Raw genomic sequence first — 15016 nt, 5'->3', positions numbered from 1 at the left:
CTTCCAGCCGCTGCCGCTTCTCTTTTCAGCGGACGGGCACCGGTTGCCGCTGATCGATTGCGGGCGTCGGGCGGCGCGAGGCGAACACCATGCCGATCAGTCCGACGCCGAGTCCGGCCGCGGCGAGGGGCCGCAGCGGCTGATCGATGAACAGCCAGGCCAGCACGGCGGTGACCGCGGGAGTCGCGAAGAACAAACGCCCGACTCGCGTTGCCTCCCAACGCTTCAGCATCGCATTCAATAGTAGGAATGCGACCATCGAATTGACCAGCACCATCCAGGTGAGCGATTCCGCGAACCGCGTCCCATCCCAGATATGCAATTGGCCGGTGCTCCAAGCCAATACACCCGCGACCGGCGCGCTCGCGGCCATGTGAATGGCGGTGGTGGCACGCGAATCGACCTGCGGCACATAACGTTTCTGATAGATCGTGCCGACACTGAGACCAAGCAAGCCGACCACGCACAGCAGCAGGCCGACCGGTGACATGCTCGATTGGTCGAGTACCGCCAAGCCGACGCCGATACCGCCGATGCCGAAGCCGAACCACTGTCGCGCGGTGACGGTTTCGCCGATGAACCCGGCCAGCAAGGCGATGACGACCGGATTGAGTCCCTGGACCAGGGCGATGATGGCGGCCGAGACGTGCAGGCTCATCGCGGTGTAGAACGCGCCGAACTGCACGATCTGCATCAGCAGACCCGCGATGACGACATGTTTGAGCTGGCCCGCGCTCGGCCAACTCGCGCGAATCACGACGGCGTACACCGCGAGCAGTATCGCTGCGATGCCGAAGCGCGCGAACAGCACCGTCATCGGCGGTGCCGCGCCGACGCCGATGACTCCGGCGATAAAGGCGCTGCTCCACAGCACGACGAACAGTGGTTGCATGCCCGCCGCCAGGGATGGCTTGCCGGTCGCTCGAAACAGCGGGTCCAAGTTCACGTGCCCTCCTCGATAACGGATAACCGCCTAAGACGGTTACTACGTTCGCATTTTCGTAAGTAACCTGTCAAGGCGGTTATTATCGAGGTGTGTTCGCCTTCGTGAGCGGTAACCTCGCCCTGGACTTCGCAGGCACGGTCAAGGCCCGTGCCACGACGTTCGACGACTTCCTCACCACTCCGGCGGATCTGGACGAGTGGCTGCTCGCCGCCTACCTCCTCGACACCGCGCCGCACTGCGATGCCGCGACACTCGACCGCGCGGTGCGACTGCGCGAGGCGGCCTACCGACTGGCCCTGGCCGCGGCCGGCGACGAACCGTTCGCGGATGCGGACCGCAAGATCGTCAACGAGCTGGCGGGCGGTGAATTGCCCAGGCTGACATTGCGATCCGATGCGACGATCACTCGCCACGGCGGTCCGGATGCGGCACTCGCCGCGATCGCCCGGTCCGCAATCGAAATGCTCGGTGGTCCCGAGCGGGGGTTGATCAAGGAATGCGGGCGCGACGAGTGCACTCGGCTGTATCTCGATACCTCACGCGGGAAGTCGCGGCGCTGGTGCGATATGACCATCTGCGGTAACCGCGCCAAGAGCGCGGCATTCCGTGCCAGACATGCCGACTGATCCGGCGGTATCGCCGGCGGTCAGCGATGGCGGTTGCTCCGTGGCGGCGGCGCGACAGCGTGCGAGTTGCGCGGGCCGATCCCGGAGCCGGTGCGCCGGCGTGGGTTGCTAACCGCCGAGGCCGAGGCGGCGGGCCCGTACTAGGCGACCGGAACGAGGCTGCCGGGGGCGAACCGCGGTATCGGCGGGGGCACGAGTCGGGTTCCGCGCGGTATCGCACGCACGAATAGGAAGAAGAACACCACCAGCAGCGCTGCTCGTCCCCACACACCGAATTGCACGACATTCTCCATCGAATCCACCGAGTTACCGGATCCGATCGAATAGAAATACCGGAATACGCCGATCCCGATCGCCGCATCGGCGATCAGATACGCACCGATCGCCGCCCACGGCACCTCGAGCAAGACCATGAACGGCACCAACCACAGCGTGTACTGCGGCGAATGCACCTTGTGGAACAGCAGGAATCCGCACAGCATCGCGCCGCTGACCCCGATCCACGGGAAGGTGCCGGTCATCGTGAACCGCTTCCAGCCCAGCCACATCGCCAGCGCGAAGGAGGCCAGCACCAACGTCGGCGAGGCGACCGAGACGGCGTGCTGAAATGCGCTCTCGCCCTCGGCATCCTGAGCGAACAGCGGTCGAAGTCCCCAGTACCAAATGGAATTCGTGGTGATATCGGCCTGGCGCAATTGCTGAAAGGTGATCGATGCGCGCCAGCCGTCGTAACCAGCGAGCGCGAACGGCAGATTCACCACGACCACCGTGCCGACGGCCGCGGCGGCGGTAAGCAGCGCACCGCGCACATCGAACCGGGTCGGCGTCGGATCATCCATATCGCGCTGACCACCGGTGAGCACATAAGCGAGCAACGGCAGCACGAAAATGCCCGGATACAACTTGAGACAGAACCCGATACCGAGCAGCACGGCGGCCAGAATTCCCCTGGTACGCAATGAATATCGGGTCAGCGCGGTCACCACGTACACCGCGGCGACCGCCATGCAGACCACGGGTAGCTCCCAGTTGTGGAATGCGTAGAGCACCAGCGGCGGCCCGGCCGCCCACAACAGTGCCGCCCGCCCCGCGAGCCGGACCAGCAGCCAGGCGGTCAACAAGGCGAACGGCGCCAACAGCAATGCCGAATGCAGCAGGAATTCCGCGTCGTTATCGGCGCCGACCGCGCCGAGCCACATCAGCACACCACTGAGCACCGGATACTCGACCGCGCCACCCGTCAGCATGCCGTCACCGGTAATGCCGCCATCGATATACGGAAAGACGTGCTGATCGATATCGCGCCCGAGCCAGAGGAATTGGATATCGGAATAACAGACATCCGAATCCTTGATCACATCGAAGATCGCACTGCGACCGTTCTCGGCGAACGGCGCACCGGCACACCGCGCCTTGTTGGCATACGCGAACGCCAGCGTGAGCCCGCACAGCAACACCACCACCGCGGCCAGCGCTGTGCTGCGCTGCACGCGGCCCGCGATCGAGTCGCTGGCGGCCAGTCCGGTCGGCATGTCGACCAGCCTAGGTGGCCGACGCAGACCGCGCCCGCGGCTCCCCCGCCTCCGCGAGCCTTTTGCCGGTCGTAGGAGCTTTGCTGGTCGCGTCGCGGACCGGCGGTCGGTCGCTGGATCGAGTGCTGGACGTACCCGGTGAGTTACCCATATGCGTACGAAATCAGATGTTGCGAAGGTAATCACGGGGCAGCTTTCGCTGCTCAGCGGGCGTTCATGTAGCCTTGTCGGGTTGCTGACGCAACGACCCTCCTGCCACGGACCGTCCGTGGCCGTTTCCTAGTCCACAGGAGGTGATTGGTCCGTGCGTCATTACGAAGTGATGGTCATCCTCGATCCGAGCCTGGACGAGCGCACTGTTGGTCCGTCGCTGGACAACATGCTGAGCGTCGTCAAGACCGATGGCGGCAAGGTCGACAAGGTCGACATCTGGGGCCGCCGCCGGCTCGCCTACGAGATCGCCAAGCAAGCCGAAGGCATCTACGCCGTGGTCGATCTGACCGCCGAGCCCGCCACCGTGAGCGAGCTCGACCGCCAGCTGGGTCTCAACGAGTCGGTGCTGCGCACCAAGGTTCTGCGCCACGGCAAGTGACACTCGATTGCGTCGGTGCCTGTCTCTAGGCTCTAGCGCAAAGCGAGTGCACTGCGGACTGCATACCGAGCAGGAGGAACCACATGGCAGGCGACACGGTCATCACCGTCATCGGAAACTTGACGGCCGATCCCGAACTTCGATTCACGCCCGCGGGCGCTGCGGTGGCGAATTTCACCGTCGCATCGACTCCCCGCGTGTTCGACCGTAATTCGAACGAATGGAAAGACGGCGAAGCGCTTTTCCTGCGCTGCAACATCTGGCGTGAAGCTGCGGAGAATGTCGCAGAAAGCCTGACCCGAGGTGCCCGCGTGATCGTGAGCGGACGACTGAAGCAGCGCTCCTACGAAACCCGCGAGGGTGAGAAGCGCACGGTCGTCGAGCTCGAGGTCGACGAGGTCGGTCCCTCGCTGCGTTACGCCACCGCGAAGGTCGCCAAGGCCAGCCGCGGCGGCGGGGGTGGCGGCGGCTTCGGTTCCGGTTCCGGTGGCGGCGGTGGCAACTTCGCTCCTGCCGGTGGTGGTGGCGGCAGCCGTTCCGGCGGCGCCGACGACGACCCGTGGGGCAGCGCACCCGCGGCAGGCTCCTTCGGGGGCGGCCGCGCAGACGACGAACCGCCGTTCTGAGAACGGCTCACATCGGCCTGAATTGATTCCGTAGCGACTGCTTGTAGGTCGCTCGAAACGATCAGCCCATCATTGATTACGGAGTAACCATGCCTAAAGCGCCCGCGCGCGAAAAGGTGCTGAAGAAGAAGGCTTGCACCTTCTGCAAGGAAGCCAAGTCCGGCACCGTCAATATCGATTACAAGGACACCGCCCTGCTGCGGAAGTACGTCAGTGATCGCGGCAAGATCCGCGCTCGCCGGGTCACCGGCAACTGCGTGCAGCACCAGCGCGACGTCGCCGTTGCCGTGAAGAACTCGCGTGAGGTGGCCCTGCTGCCCTACGTGTCGACGGCTCGCTGAGAAGGGAGACATCGCAATGAAGTTGATTCTTACTGCTGATGTGGACAACCTCGGTACCCCCGGTGACACCGTGGAGGTCAAGGACGGCTACGGCCGCAACTACCTGCTGCCGCGCGGCCTGGCGATCGTGGCCAGCCGTGGCGCGCAGAAGCAGGTCGAGGGCATCCGTCGGGCACAGGACGCGCGCAAGGTGCGCGACCTGGATCATGCCAATGAGCTGAAGCAGGCCATCGAGGGCTTGGCGGCGGTTTCGCTGTCGGTCAAGACCGCCGGCACCGGCAAGCTGTTCGGCTCGGTCACCCAGTCCGACGTCGCTGCCGCGATCAAGTCGGCCGGTGGGCCAGTCGTCGACAAGCGCAGCATCGAGCTGCCGAAGTCGCACATCAAGACGGTCGGCAAGCACAACGTCGTGGTGCACCTGCACCCCGATGTGGTCGCGAAGTTCGACTTGCAGGTCGCCGCGAACTGAGTTCATTCGAAGGCCACTCTTGTGTTTCGGCACGAGGGTGGCCTTCGACTGTGCCGAATCGATCCATGTGCTGGCTGAGCTATACCGTTCGGGAAAATAGCCAAATATTTGCGAGCTAGCCGAAGCGGTGATCTGGGTCATTCTCGGCAACCTGCCGCTATCGGCTCTACCGCCAGTTATTCGCCTTGTGGATCGTCGAGAAAACCAACCGGACGCCATGTGATCTACGCCATAGACACCAAACGTGCTGTTTACCCTCAACACGCCCGGCTGTTCATCTAGACCGACACGCCGACACTCATTCATCCACACGTGGATAGCTTAAGAAATCGATATCTATCAGCGTGTTTGAGCGGCGCGACCTGGGTTTTCCCCAAGTTGTACACAGGGGGTGCACAACGCTAGGTAAACAGTCCCCAACTTATCCACAGGCGTGTGCACATTGCGGTTTGGCGACTGCCTATCGGGTCGCCTAGGTTCATCGCAACATCATGCACGCACCACCCGGAACGGCATGGTTCGGCACCCGCCACGGCGGTTTGCTGGAACCGCAGGTGAGGCCCCATTAGTGAGGTCCCTCAGCCGCGGTGCGCTGCCGAATGTGTCGTAGCCCGGGAGTACAACGAGTGATCAATAGGGTCGGCGGGTAGGCATTTTCGAGCGGCCTGCAAGTGGCGAGAGAGGACGGTCGAGTCTGGTGACCACCACCGATGGCCGCGGGCATACGGACTATCCGCCCGAACCGCCCGGTGAGGACTTCGGCAGGCAGCCCCCGCACGATATGGCGGCCGAACAGTCCGTGCTCGGCGGCATGCTGCTGAGCAAGGATGCGATCGCCGACGTCGTCGAGGTGCTGCGCCCCGGCGATTTCTACCGCCCGGCCCACCAAGCGGTCTACGACACCATCCTCGATCTATACGGCCGCGGCGAACCCGCCGACCCGGTCACCGTCTCCGCGGGCCTGGACCGCCGCGGCGAACTCAAGCGCATCGGTGGCCCGCCCTATCTGGTCACCCTCACCCAGACCGTCCCCACCGCCGCCAATGCGGGCTACTACGCCGAAATCGTTGCCGAGAAGGCGATTCTGCGCCGCCTCGTCGAAGCGGGCACCCGCATCGTTCAGTACGGCTACGCGGGCGCCGACGGCCAGGACATCGCCGAGGTCGTAGACCGCGCCCAAGCCGAGGTCTACGAGGTCACCGAACGCCGCACCACCGAAGACTTCCTCCCGCTCGAGGAACTGCTGCAGCCGACGATGGACGAAATCGACTCCATCGCCTCCCGCGGCGGCATCTCCCTCGGCGTCCCCACCGGCTTCACCGAACTCGACGAACTCACCAACGGCCTGCACCCCGGCCAAATGATCATCGTCGCGGCGCGCCCCGGTGTTGGCAAGGCCCTGGCCCTGGCCACGCCCCTACCCACCCCCACCGGCTGGACCACCATGGGCGAGGTCCGCCGCGGTGACGAACTTCTCGACGCCGAGGGCCGTCCCACTCGTGTCCTCGCCGCGACCGAGGTGCTGACCGAACGGCCGTGCTACGAGGTCGAATTCTCCGACGGCACAGTGATCGTCGCCGACGAGCAACATCAGTGGCTCACCATTGCCGGGGCAGCGGGTGCTCGTGTCGCTGCCGTACGCACAACTGGCGAAATCGTCCACAGCGTGCATCTCGCGGACGACAGCCCGAACCATCTCGTGCCGACGACCGCTCGTTCGGCCGCCAGGCACATCGTGGACGTGCGAAAGATCGACACCGTCCCCGTGCGATGCGTCGAGGTGGACAACGCCGAGCATCTGTACCTCGCCGGCGAGTCGATGGTGCCCACGCACAACTCGACGCTCGGTATGGATTTCATGCGAAGCTGCTCGATCAAACACGGTCTGGCGAGCGTCATCTTCTCGCTGGAGATGAGCCGCACGGAAATCGTGATGCGCCTGCTCTCCGCAGAGGCGAAAATCAAGTTGGGCGATATGCGTTCGGGCCGCATGAGCGACGACGACTGGACCAAACTGGCTCGCCGTATGAGCGAGATCAGCGAGGCACCACTGTTCGTCGACGACTCGCCGAACCTGACCATGATGGAGATTCGCGCCAAGGCGCGGCGGTTGAAGCAACGCCACGACCTGAAACTCGTTGTGGTGGACTACCTCCAGCTGATGACCTCGGGCAAGAAGGTCGAATCCCGACAGCAAGAAGTCTCGGATTTCTCGCGAAATCTGAAGCTGTTGGCTAAGGAGTTGGAAGTTCCGGTCATCGCCATCAGTCAGCTGAACCGTGGTCCCGAACAGCGAACAGATAAGCGGCCCATGGTGTCTGACCTGCGCGAATCTGGTTCGCTCGAACAGGATGCGGACATGGTCATCCTGCTGCATCGGCCCGATGCATTCGAGCGGGACGACCCGCGTGGTGGTGAAGCCGACCTGATCGTCGGTAAACACCGTAATGGTCCAACTGCCACGATTACCGTTGCGCACCAACTGCATTTGAGTCGGTTCGTGGATATGGCCCGCGGCTAGCTGGTCGGCGTGTTTCGAACCTCACGAATGATTTCGTGTCCACTTCGTATACGAAGCAATCATTCCGCGGCGGCGACACCGGGCTCCCGGGCGTCGAGCGCGGCGAGTTCGCTGGTCAGTTTGGCTCGGATCGCGGTGACGGCGTCGCGTCCGAGCGGCAGCCGCAGTGGGGGCGCGGCGGATTCGACGACGGCGATGATCTGCTGCGCGGCCTGATCCGGGTCGCCGTAGACGCTCGGATCGAGCTGGTTCAGGCGCTCGTGCGCGGCCTCGACACTAGCGGTGTAATCAGCGTGCTGTACCGGCGTGATATCCAGTGCTGCAACGAAATTCGTGCCGAACATACCCGGCTCGACGATGGTGACGCCGATACCGAGATGGGCGACCTCCTTGGCCAGACCCTCGCACATGCCCTCGACCGTGAACTTAGTAGCCGCATAGAGCCCCAATCCCGGTGACGGGGCGGCGACACCAGCCACTGACGAGATCTGCACGATGTGCCCGTGCCGCTGCTCACGCAACACCGGCAGTGCCGCGCGAATGACATTGAGCGAGCCGAACACGTTCGTCTCGAACACCTTCCGCACCGCATCGTCCGGAATCTCCTCCAGCGCACCGAAAATTCCGTAACCGGCGTTGTTCACCACCACATCCAACCGGCCGAACGTTTGCATGGTCTGTGCCATCGCCTGCTCGGCCTGCCCGCTGTCGGTGACATCCAAGGGCAGAACGAGGACACGACCGGGATGGGTCGCGGCCAAATCCTGCAAGGACTGTGCCCGTTCGGGTTGGCGAACTGTTGCAACCACCCGACCACCGGCCGCCGCTACCGCCCGGCTCATCGCGTAACCGAATCCCGACGACGCACCTGTCACCAGCCACACCCGTTCGTTCTGCATCTCAACTCCTCAGCAGGCCATAATTCTAATACTGACCGTATCGTATCGAAACATGTAGACTTATGCCATGGCTGAGTCCACACAGGCGCGCGGACCAGGACGACCGCGCAGCGAACGATCACGCCGAGCAGTGCTGTCCGCAGCCCGAGAACTACTGACCGACCGGGGGCTGCCTGGATTGAACATGGACGACATCGCTGCCCGCGCCGGCGTGAGCAAGAACACGATCTACCGCTGGTGGCCGACCAAGGCGGCAGTGTTGATGGACGCCTTCACCGACACCTTCGCCGAGCAGATGGAAGCTCCGGACGACGGCGACTCCTTGACCCGGCTGCAAACTCAGCTCCGGCGCGTCGCACAGTTGATGAACACCCCCGAGGCCCGCCTCCCGTTCGTCGCACTCGTCGCAGCGGCCCAGCACGATCCCGAACTGGCTGCGGCCCTACGCGAACGGTTCATCGACACCCGCCGAGCCGGCGTCAGAGAACTCATCGCCACCGGAATCGTCGACGGTCAGCTCCCCACCGATCTCGACGCCGACATCCTCATCGACCTCATCTACGGAGCCCTCTACTACCGGCTCCTGATCAGCGGCGCACCAGTCGACCCGGCCTACGCCGACCAGCTCATCGAGGCACTGTCCCCCATCCTCCGAACCTGAACCCCAGCGGAGCGCGGTGCGGATGAAGCAAGATCACGAAATCGAGGTGGCCTACGTTCAATCCGCGTAATCGTGATTGAACTCTGGAAGGATCACCCAGCCCTGACGGACCGCGATATCGACCACACCCGCGGCGACACGAACCGGCACAACAAGCGTGCCACCCGACTCGAGCGGCGCCGCTGCTACGCCGACATCTCCCGGGCCCGCAGGTTTCGCTTCTTGGCCCGATTGCCGCAGGTATCCATCGAGCACCAGCGTCGGTTTCCCGGGCGGGACAGATCGACGAAGTAGGCCCGGCAGCTGTCGCCCGCGCATCGCCGTATGCGCGCGGCGGTCGGCGAGGTGACCAGATCTAGCGCATCCCGGGCGACCGTCGCCAGGACCGCCGCGATCGGGTCGGGCGCGGTCCACTGCAATTCCCCGCGCCGGTCGAGACTCGTCGACTACCTGTGCCATCGAAATCTGCGCAATCCCAACGCCATCGACGAACAGTCCCACGCGGTGTACGCACGCGCCTATTCCCGTCCCGAGTCGATCCGCGCCGCCAACGGTTGGTATCAGAGTTTCACCCAGGACATCGAGGACGGCCGGACGTACGCGAAACTGACGATACCCGTTGCCGCACTGCACTTTCCGGACCACACCGACATCCTCGACAGTCTCGCCGAGCGAGCAACCGACGTGCTCGCCATCGAGATCCCCGATAGCGGCCACTATCTCGCCGAGGAACAGCCCGAGCTCGTCGCGGCTCACCTGTGCGACTTCTTCGGATAGTGCGCCCAGTCCGGGGTCCATATGTCGTCGCTGGATGTCGCTTTGTATCTGGCGTGCAGGTACTCGAGGAAGTTTGCGAGGACGGGGTGTGCATTGTCTGTTCGCCAGATCACCGAAAGTGGATAGACCGGGGTCGGGTCGACGACGGGGATTCGGCGCAGGTCGTAGCTTTCCGGCCAGAGGTATCGGGAGCCTTCGCCGACGAAGGTGGCGAGTTGGGTGGAATCCGCGAGTTCGGCGAGGAGCGCCTCGATGCCGAAACTCGGGCCGATCGTGTCGATGGTGAGTCCGAACGCTGTCGCCAGATCCTTGTAGTAGCCGATCGGTTCGGCGTCGGACATGCCCGGCATCCAGATGGGGTGATCGGTGAGTTCGGCTGGCGTTACCGTCTTGGCGTTCGCCAGTGGATGCCGTGGGCCGACGAGCAGTTCGTGTCGGTCGTCGATGACGCGCGATGCCCGGACTCCGCTCGGGACCTCCAGGTGTCGTAGGGATCTGAAGGTGGCGTCGATGGTGCCCGCACTGATCTCGGCCAGCGCCGACTCCGCGTCGAAGTTGGTCAGGGTGACAACATCGAGCTCGATATCCGGATTCTGCTGGTAGAAGGCATGAAGGATGGTGGAGGGCGCAATCCTGCGGGCCACCACATCGATCCGGAGGGCCCGGCGCCCCGGTGTCACGGCCGCGGTGGCGCGTTCTGCGGCACGTAGGAGCTCTCGGGCATGCGGGAGCAGTGCTTGCCCGTCGACGGTCAGCCGCACCCCTCTGGCAACCCGCGCGAACAGTTGAACTCCGAGTTCTCGCTCGAGCGTGGCTACTCGTTTCGACGCTGCCTGCTGGGTGATTCGCAGATCGTCGGCAGCGGCTTGGAACTGGCCGGTCTCGGCAACCGCGACGAAGGTACGAACCGCATCGAGATCCACGAGCCGAAACCTACTCTCACAACGAAAAGTTGTGACACTCCGCTCGATTCGTTGTTGGTGTCAGCATCCATCGTCCGGCTTCAATCTCCCTGACAACAGAGGGAGTGCCGATATGTGGCGGAGAGCGAAGCCGGATCGGGCGTTCGGGTGGTTGTGGGCCGCCTACGCGGTCAGCGCCTACGGGACCGGACTCGGGTTCGGGGCATTTTCGGTGGTCGCCATCACTGTTCTGAACGCTAGTTCGGTCAAAGTGGCGACTTTGTCGGCATCCGGGCTGGCGATCGGGGCGCTGCTTGCGATTCCGCTCGGGCCGTGGATGGAGTTTCGTGCCAAGCGACCGGTCATGATAGCCACGGACCTGATCCGCTTCGCGGCGCTGGCATCCATACCGCTCGCCTACTGCATGGGTGGGTTGTCCTTCGCGCAGCTCTTGGTGGTCTGCATCGTCACCGCGGCGGCGAAGATCGCTTTCACCGCCGCCAGCGGCGCTTACCTCAAGACCATCGTTCCGGCCGACAGCCTGCTGGTGGCCACCAGTCGTTTCGAGTCCACCACCTGGTCGGCCACGGTCATCGGACCGCCCGTGGGTGGCGCTGTCATCGGGCTGCTCGGACCGGTGACCACCGTTGTCGCCGATGCGGTGAGCTACCTCCTCTCGGCACTCGGCATTCTCGCGATCAGGGAACCCGAACAGCCCGCGCCCCCACGGAAGGCCCGAGCGCATCGGTGCAGCGACATCGTCGAAGGGTGGCGCTACATCCTCACCCACCACACGCTGCGTCGGTTCTTCGTCAACACCATGCTGGTCAACGGGCTGATCATGGCCGGGGAGCCGCTGTTATCGGTGCTGATGCTCGCCCATTTGCGGTTCCCGCTCTGGGAGTACGGGCTGGCATTCGCTGTTCCGTGTATCGGCGGCCTGATCGGGTCACGACTTGCCCGCCGCGTCGCTTCCCGCTTCGGCGAACAGACGGTGCTGCGGGTCTTCGGCACATTGCGCGCCTGCTGGCCCCTCGGACTGGCGTTCATTCGGCCGGGCCCGGCCGGGCTTGTGATCGTGATGGTCACCGAGTTCGGGCTGATCATCTGCATAAGCATCTTCAACGCCGTCTTCGCCGCTTATCGGTTGAACAACACCGAGATCGATCGCCATGCCCGAGTCCTCGCCGCGTGGTCGATCACCAGCAGCATCAGCATCGCGGCAATCACCGTGACGTGGGGTCTGCTGGCACAACTCACCAGCCCTCGTGCGGCTATCGCGTTGGCCGGGATCCTCCTGCTTGCCACGCCGTTGCTGCTGCCGCGCCGAATCGCCACGCCCGAACCGATCCCGTCGAATGAAGAGCCGGTTCTCTCCCGTGAGAGCGCGGGAGCGTGACCCGCCCACATATCAGTGCCTCGTCCAGATAGCTTGCTGCTCGCCGAGCGTAGTCATTCAGCGGTCGATGCGGCATGGGCGTCCACCGTTCGACTGCGTTCGACGGAACCCTCCGAACGAAGGCTCGGTACGGCAGAAGGTATCTGGACGCGGCACTGGTCGGTCGCTTCAGGGCTGGCGGCCGTCGAGCGCGACTCGGACGTGGTTGCAAAATCTATAGACCGGTCTATTCTGGGACCATGGTTACGTCCAAGGGCGCTCAGACGAGTGGGCAGTTGGTGGAGTCGATGCTGGAGTTGATCCAGGCGCGGGGGTATAGCGGGACGGGATTGAACACGGTTGTGGAGCATGCGGGGGCGCCGAAAGGGTCGCTGTACTTTCACTTTCCGGAGGGAAAGGAGCAGCTCGGGCAGAAGGCGATCGAGTTGGCAGCCGAGCGGTTTCGGACCTTGCTGGACGAAACGGCGGTGGCCGGGGCGTCACCGGGGGAGGTGATTCGGCGGGTTGTGCAGGTGCTGGCCGGGTTGGTCGCGGACAGCGATTTTCAGCTCGGGTGCCCGGTTTCGGTAGTCACGCTCGAGATGGGTGCGCACAGCGAACGACTGCGTGAGGTGTGTGCGGCGGCGTTCGAATCGTGGATCGTGCCGGTGCGTGAATACCTGGTCGCAGCAGGGCATTCGGAGGCGGCGGCGCGCACGCTGGCGACGGCGACGGTGAGTGCGGTCGAGGGCGCGGTGATCGTGGCGCGCGCCAAACGCGATGTGGAACCGCTGCACAGCACGGCACAGATGCTGGCAGCTCTGCTCGACCAGCCCGGGACGGTGGTGTGATGACCACCCGCCACGCGCTCGTATTCGGAGCCACCGGCTTCATCGGCCGCAATCTGATTCTCACCCTGGACCAGGCCGGAGTCCGCGTCACCGCCGCGGTCCGCAGCCGCGAATCGTTCGCGCGGCTGGGCGCATGGTTGGGAGATCACGGGTGCCGGACGACTCCGGCGGAGTTGATCGTCGATTTCGACACCGAACCCATTGTCCAGGGCGGGGATTCGGCGTGCACGGATGTCACCGAGGTCTACAACTGCGCCGGCGCTTACCGATTCGGTATGACGAAGGACGAGGCGCGGCACGGCAATGTCGACAGCGTCCGCTCGGTGGTGTCCTTCGCCGCGCAACTGCCTCAGCTGTCCCGGCTTGTTTATGTCTCCGGCTACCGAGTAGGCGGTCAGGACCCGACTACCGTTCCGTGGAGCCCGGAGCGGGTGGAACGAACCCATCGCGGTCTGGGCGCTTATGAGGCGTCGAAGGTGGAGGGGGATGCGGTATTTCAGGCCGTCGCCGATGAACTCGGCGTGCCGTGGTCGATCGTCAACCCGCCCACGGTAATCGGGCTCAGCAGCACCGGTGAATCCGATCAGCAACTGGGCCTCGCGGCGAGTTTGAAAGAGCTTTGGCAGGGGACGGTCACTGCATTGCCAGGCGACTCCCGCACCTTCGTGCCGGTGATCCCGGTCGACTATCTGACTCGCTTCATGACCCTGCTCCCAACGGATCCCGTCACAGCCGGTGTGGCGTACTGGGTGCTCGACGACGCGACGCCCGCACTGCCGACGCTACTGTCGCAGGTCGGTCGGCACTATCGGGTACCGGTACCGCGCACACGCATCCCGGTCGCACTGGTGAAGCGGCTACCGCAGTGGTTGACGAAGGCCGATCCCGAAACCCTGACCTTCCTGTCCACCGACCGCTATCCCACAGACTCGGCACACGAACTCGCCCGCAAGCATGGACTCGACTTGCCCGACACCACACGCACGATCCTGCGATGGGCCGACCATCTCGCGGCGCACCGCTTCGGAAATGCGCAAACAAAAAGTGCGGCAAGGACTTTCGATAATTTCGCTGGAGTCCGAACGTTCCGGATCGGCGAGCCCGAAGCACCCACTGTGATACTGCCCGGCCTGCCGGTCAATGCCGACACCTGGGCTCCGGTCGCGGCAGCCATCGGCCACGCCCAGGTTCTGGACCTGCCCGGCCTCGGGATGTCCGCAGGCGGTCGAGGTGACTGGCAGGCATGGCTCGAGACGCTGCTCGAACGGACACCTGGCGCGCATCTTGTCGGTCACTCGGTAGGTGCCGCCGCAGTGGTCGAGGCCGCGGCCGCGCATCCGGACAAGGTCGGATCGATCACGCTAGTCGCCCCATTCTTTCTCCAGCCGAGCGCTGGGATTTCGGCACTGGCCACACCTCTGACGCGGTGGTATCTGCGTCGACTGAGTCCGAATGCCCTGTCCGACAAGCTCACCGGCTCACCCGAGCACGCGTCGGTGCTGCAATCGAGCGTGCAGGATCTGCGTCGCGCGAATGTCGCGGGCAATGTCGCCACACTGTTCGCCGCAACGACGAATGCACGCTGGCGCCGTGAACTCACCGCCAAGCTCGCGCAATATCCCGGACCGATCCATGTGATCACCGGAAGCGAGGACGCGCTCGGTCCTGGCCTGCACGAATCACTCTTGCCCCGAATCGAATTCAGCACCATCGACCGAGCCGCCCATCATCCACAACTGACACACCCCGACGAATTGGTGCGTGCTATCGGCGGATAAGGACGCGCGATGAGCAGGGAGTTCTTGTGCTCCACCGCGCGGGGCGCGGTTTCGAACAGTCGGGCGGGCAATCCGACCTGCGGCTGCCATCGACATCGCCGATCAGCCAGCGCGGCT

General features: G+C 64.2%; 15 protein-coding genes and 1 pseudogene. 11 read left to right on the top strand and 5 right to left on the bottom strand.

Annotated elements, in window-relative coordinates:
- Positions 1 to 25: 25 nt before the first annotated feature.
- The gene (locus tag ACIBJI_RS29850) at positions 26 to 946 is read right to left on the bottom strand and encodes a DMT family transporter (protein WP_364348789.1); all 921 of its coding nucleotides are present in this window, start codon (positions 944 to 946) and stop codon (positions 26 to 28) included.
- 89 nt (positions 947 to 1035) lie between these two features.
- Between ACIBJI_RS29850 and ACIBJI_RS29845 the strand changes: the two genes are divergently transcribed.
- Entirely contained in the window at positions 1036 to 1572 is a 537-nt protein-coding gene (locus tag ACIBJI_RS29845) for a CGNR zinc finger domain-containing protein (protein WP_364348792.1), read from the top strand.
- A gap of 140 nt (positions 1573 to 1712) precedes the next feature.
- On the opposite strand, the gene ACIBJI_RS29840 is transcribed toward ACIBJI_RS29845, so the two are convergent.
- Positions 1713 to 3104, bottom strand: coding sequence for a hypothetical protein (locus ACIBJI_RS29840; RefSeq protein ID WP_364348795.1), 1392 nt, complete (start codon positions 3102 to 3104; stop codon positions 1713 to 1715).
- Between the two features lie 304 nt (positions 3105 to 3408).
- Here ACIBJI_RS29840 and rpsF point away from each other — a divergent pair, with 304 nt between their 5' ends.
- The 5 genes from rpsF (at position 3409) to dnaB (ending at position 7653) form a co-directional block, all read left to right on the top strand.
- Positions 3409 to 3696, top strand: a complete 288-nt coding sequence (gene rpsF, locus ACIBJI_RS29835; protein ID WP_040697500.1) for a 30S ribosomal protein S6 — start codon at positions 3409 to 3411, stop codon at positions 3694 to 3696.
- A gap of 83 nt (positions 3697 to 3779) precedes the next feature.
- Positions 3780 to 4322, top strand: coding sequence for a single-stranded DNA-binding protein (locus tag ACIBJI_RS29830; RefSeq protein ID WP_364348799.1), 543 nt, complete (start codon positions 3780 to 3782; stop codon positions 4320 to 4322).
- Between the two features lie 89 nt (positions 4323 to 4411).
- Positions 4412 to 4663, top strand: coding sequence for a 30S ribosomal protein S18 (gene rpsR / locus ACIBJI_RS29825; RefSeq protein WP_040697505.1), 252 nt, complete (start codon positions 4412 to 4414; stop codon positions 4661 to 4663).
- A gap of 16 nt (positions 4664 to 4679) precedes the next feature.
- Positions 4680 to 5132 (top strand): 50S ribosomal protein L9, encoded by a 453-nt coding sequence (gene rplI / locus ACIBJI_RS29820; RefSeq protein ID WP_364348803.1) that lies wholly within the window; start codon positions 4680 to 4682, stop codon positions 5130 to 5132.
- Between the two features lie 781 nt (positions 5133 to 5913).
- Positions 5914 to 7653, top strand: a complete 1740-nt coding sequence (gene dnaB / locus ACIBJI_RS29815) for a replicative DNA helicase (RefSeq protein WP_397086836.1) — start codon at positions 5914 to 5916, stop codon at positions 7651 to 7653.
- 59 nt (positions 7654 to 7712) lie between these two features.
- Here the strand turns inward: dnaB and ACIBJI_RS29810 are convergent, their stop codons facing one another.
- A complete protein-coding gene (locus tag ACIBJI_RS29810) occupies positions 7713 to 8552 on the bottom strand; it encodes an SDR family NAD(P)-dependent oxidoreductase (protein WP_364348809.1) in 840 nt (279 codons plus the stop codon).
- Between the two features lie 67 nt (positions 8553 to 8619).
- Between ACIBJI_RS29810 and ACIBJI_RS29805 the strand changes: the two genes are divergently transcribed.
- Complete coding sequence (locus ACIBJI_RS29805) at positions 8620 to 9213, top strand: TetR/AcrR family transcriptional regulator (RefSeq protein ID WP_364348812.1); 594 nt, start codon at positions 8620 to 8622, stop codon at positions 9211 to 9213.
- 185 nt (positions 9214 to 9398) lie between these two features.
- Here the strand turns inward: ACIBJI_RS29805 and ACIBJI_RS29800 are convergent.
- Positions 9399 to 9500 (bottom strand): annotated as a pseudogene (locus tag ACIBJI_RS29800) (CGNR zinc finger domain-containing protein); the annotation flags it as partial.
- Between the two features lie 58 nt (positions 9501 to 9558).
- Between ACIBJI_RS29800 and ACIBJI_RS29795 the strand changes: the two are divergent.
- The gene (locus ACIBJI_RS29795) at positions 9559 to 9990 is read left to right on the top strand and encodes an alpha/beta fold hydrolase (RefSeq protein WP_397086843.1); all 432 of its coding nucleotides are present in this window, start codon (positions 9559 to 9561) and stop codon (positions 9988 to 9990) included.
- On the opposite strand, the gene ACIBJI_RS29790 is transcribed toward ACIBJI_RS29795, so the two are convergent.
- On the bottom strand, positions 9966 to 10913 hold the full coding sequence (locus ACIBJI_RS29790) for a LysR family transcriptional regulator (protein WP_364348818.1): 948 nt from the start codon (positions 10911 to 10913) through the stop codon (positions 9966 to 9968). The two genes, ACIBJI_RS29795 and ACIBJI_RS29790, sit on opposite strands and share 25 nt — an antisense overlap.
- Positions 10914 to 11025: 112 nt before the next feature.
- On the opposite strand from ACIBJI_RS29790, the gene ACIBJI_RS29785 reads away from it, so the two are divergent.
- From ACIBJI_RS29785 to ACIBJI_RS29775, 3 genes are all read left to right on the top strand, one after another.
- Positions 11026 to 12291: an MFS transporter gene (locus ACIBJI_RS29785; protein ID WP_397086795.1), complete on the top strand. Its 1266-nt coding sequence runs from the start codon at positions 11026 to 11028 to the stop codon at positions 12289 to 12291.
- A gap of 239 nt (positions 12292 to 12530) precedes the next feature.
- Positions 12531 to 13121: a TetR/AcrR family transcriptional regulator gene (locus ACIBJI_RS29780; protein WP_396958786.1), complete on the top strand. Its 591-nt coding sequence runs from the start codon at positions 12531 to 12533 to the stop codon at positions 13119 to 13121.
- Entirely contained in the window at positions 13121 to 14899 is a 1779-nt protein-coding gene (locus ACIBJI_RS29775) for an alpha/beta fold hydrolase (protein ID WP_364348827.1), read from the top strand. Before ACIBJI_RS29780 ends, ACIBJI_RS29775 begins: the two co-directional genes overlap by 1 nt.
- Positions 14900 to 15016 lie beyond the last annotated feature (117 nt).

Origin of the sequence: Nocardia sp. NPDC050408 (assembly GCF_044458905.1) — a bacterium.
Lineage (GTDB): Bacteria > Actinomycetota > Actinomycetes > Mycobacteriales > Mycobacteriaceae > Nocardia.
This window is presented reverse-complemented; position numbering and strand designations above follow the sequence as displayed.

Excerpts from the sequence above, each read along its gene's own strand:
- ACIBJI_RS29810 (WP_364348809.1), bottom strand. The coding sequence starts at position 8,552 with ATGCAGAACGAACGGGTGTGGCTGGTGACAGGTGCGTCGTCGGGATTC.
- ACIBJI_RS29775 (WP_364348827.1), top strand. The coding sequence starts at position 13,121 with ATGACCACCCGCCACGCGCTCGTATTCGGAGCCACCGGCTTCATCGGC.
- rplI (WP_364348803.1), top strand. The coding sequence starts at position 4,680 with ATGAAGTTGATTCTTACTGCTGATGTGGACAACCTCGGTACCCCCGGT.
- ACIBJI_RS29805 (WP_364348812.1), top strand. The coding sequence starts at position 8,620 with ATGGCTGAGTCCACACAGGCGCGCGGACCAGGACGACCGCGCAGCGAA.
- ACIBJI_RS29785 (WP_397086795.1), top strand. The coding sequence starts at position 11,026 with ATGTGGCGGAGAGCGAAGCCGGATCGGGCGTTCGGGTGGTTGTGGGCC.
- ACIBJI_RS29840 (WP_364348795.1), bottom strand. The coding sequence starts at position 3,104 with ATGCCGACCGGACTGGCCGCCAGCGACTCGATCGCGGGCCGCGTGCAG.
- dnaB (WP_397086836.1), top strand. The coding sequence starts at position 5,914 with ATGGCGGCCGAACAGTCCGTGCTCGGCGGCATGCTGCTGAGCAAGGAT.
- rpsR (WP_040697505.1), top strand. The coding sequence starts at position 4,412 with ATGCCTAAAGCGCCCGCGCGCGAAAAGGTGCTGAAGAAGAAGGCTTGC.
- ACIBJI_RS29780 (WP_396958786.1), top strand. The coding sequence starts at position 12,531 with ATGGTTACGTCCAAGGGCGCTCAGACGAGTGGGCAGTTGGTGGAGTCG.
- ACIBJI_RS29830 (WP_364348799.1), top strand. The coding sequence starts at position 3,780 with ATGGCAGGCGACACGGTCATCACCGTCATCGGAAACTTGACGGCCGAT.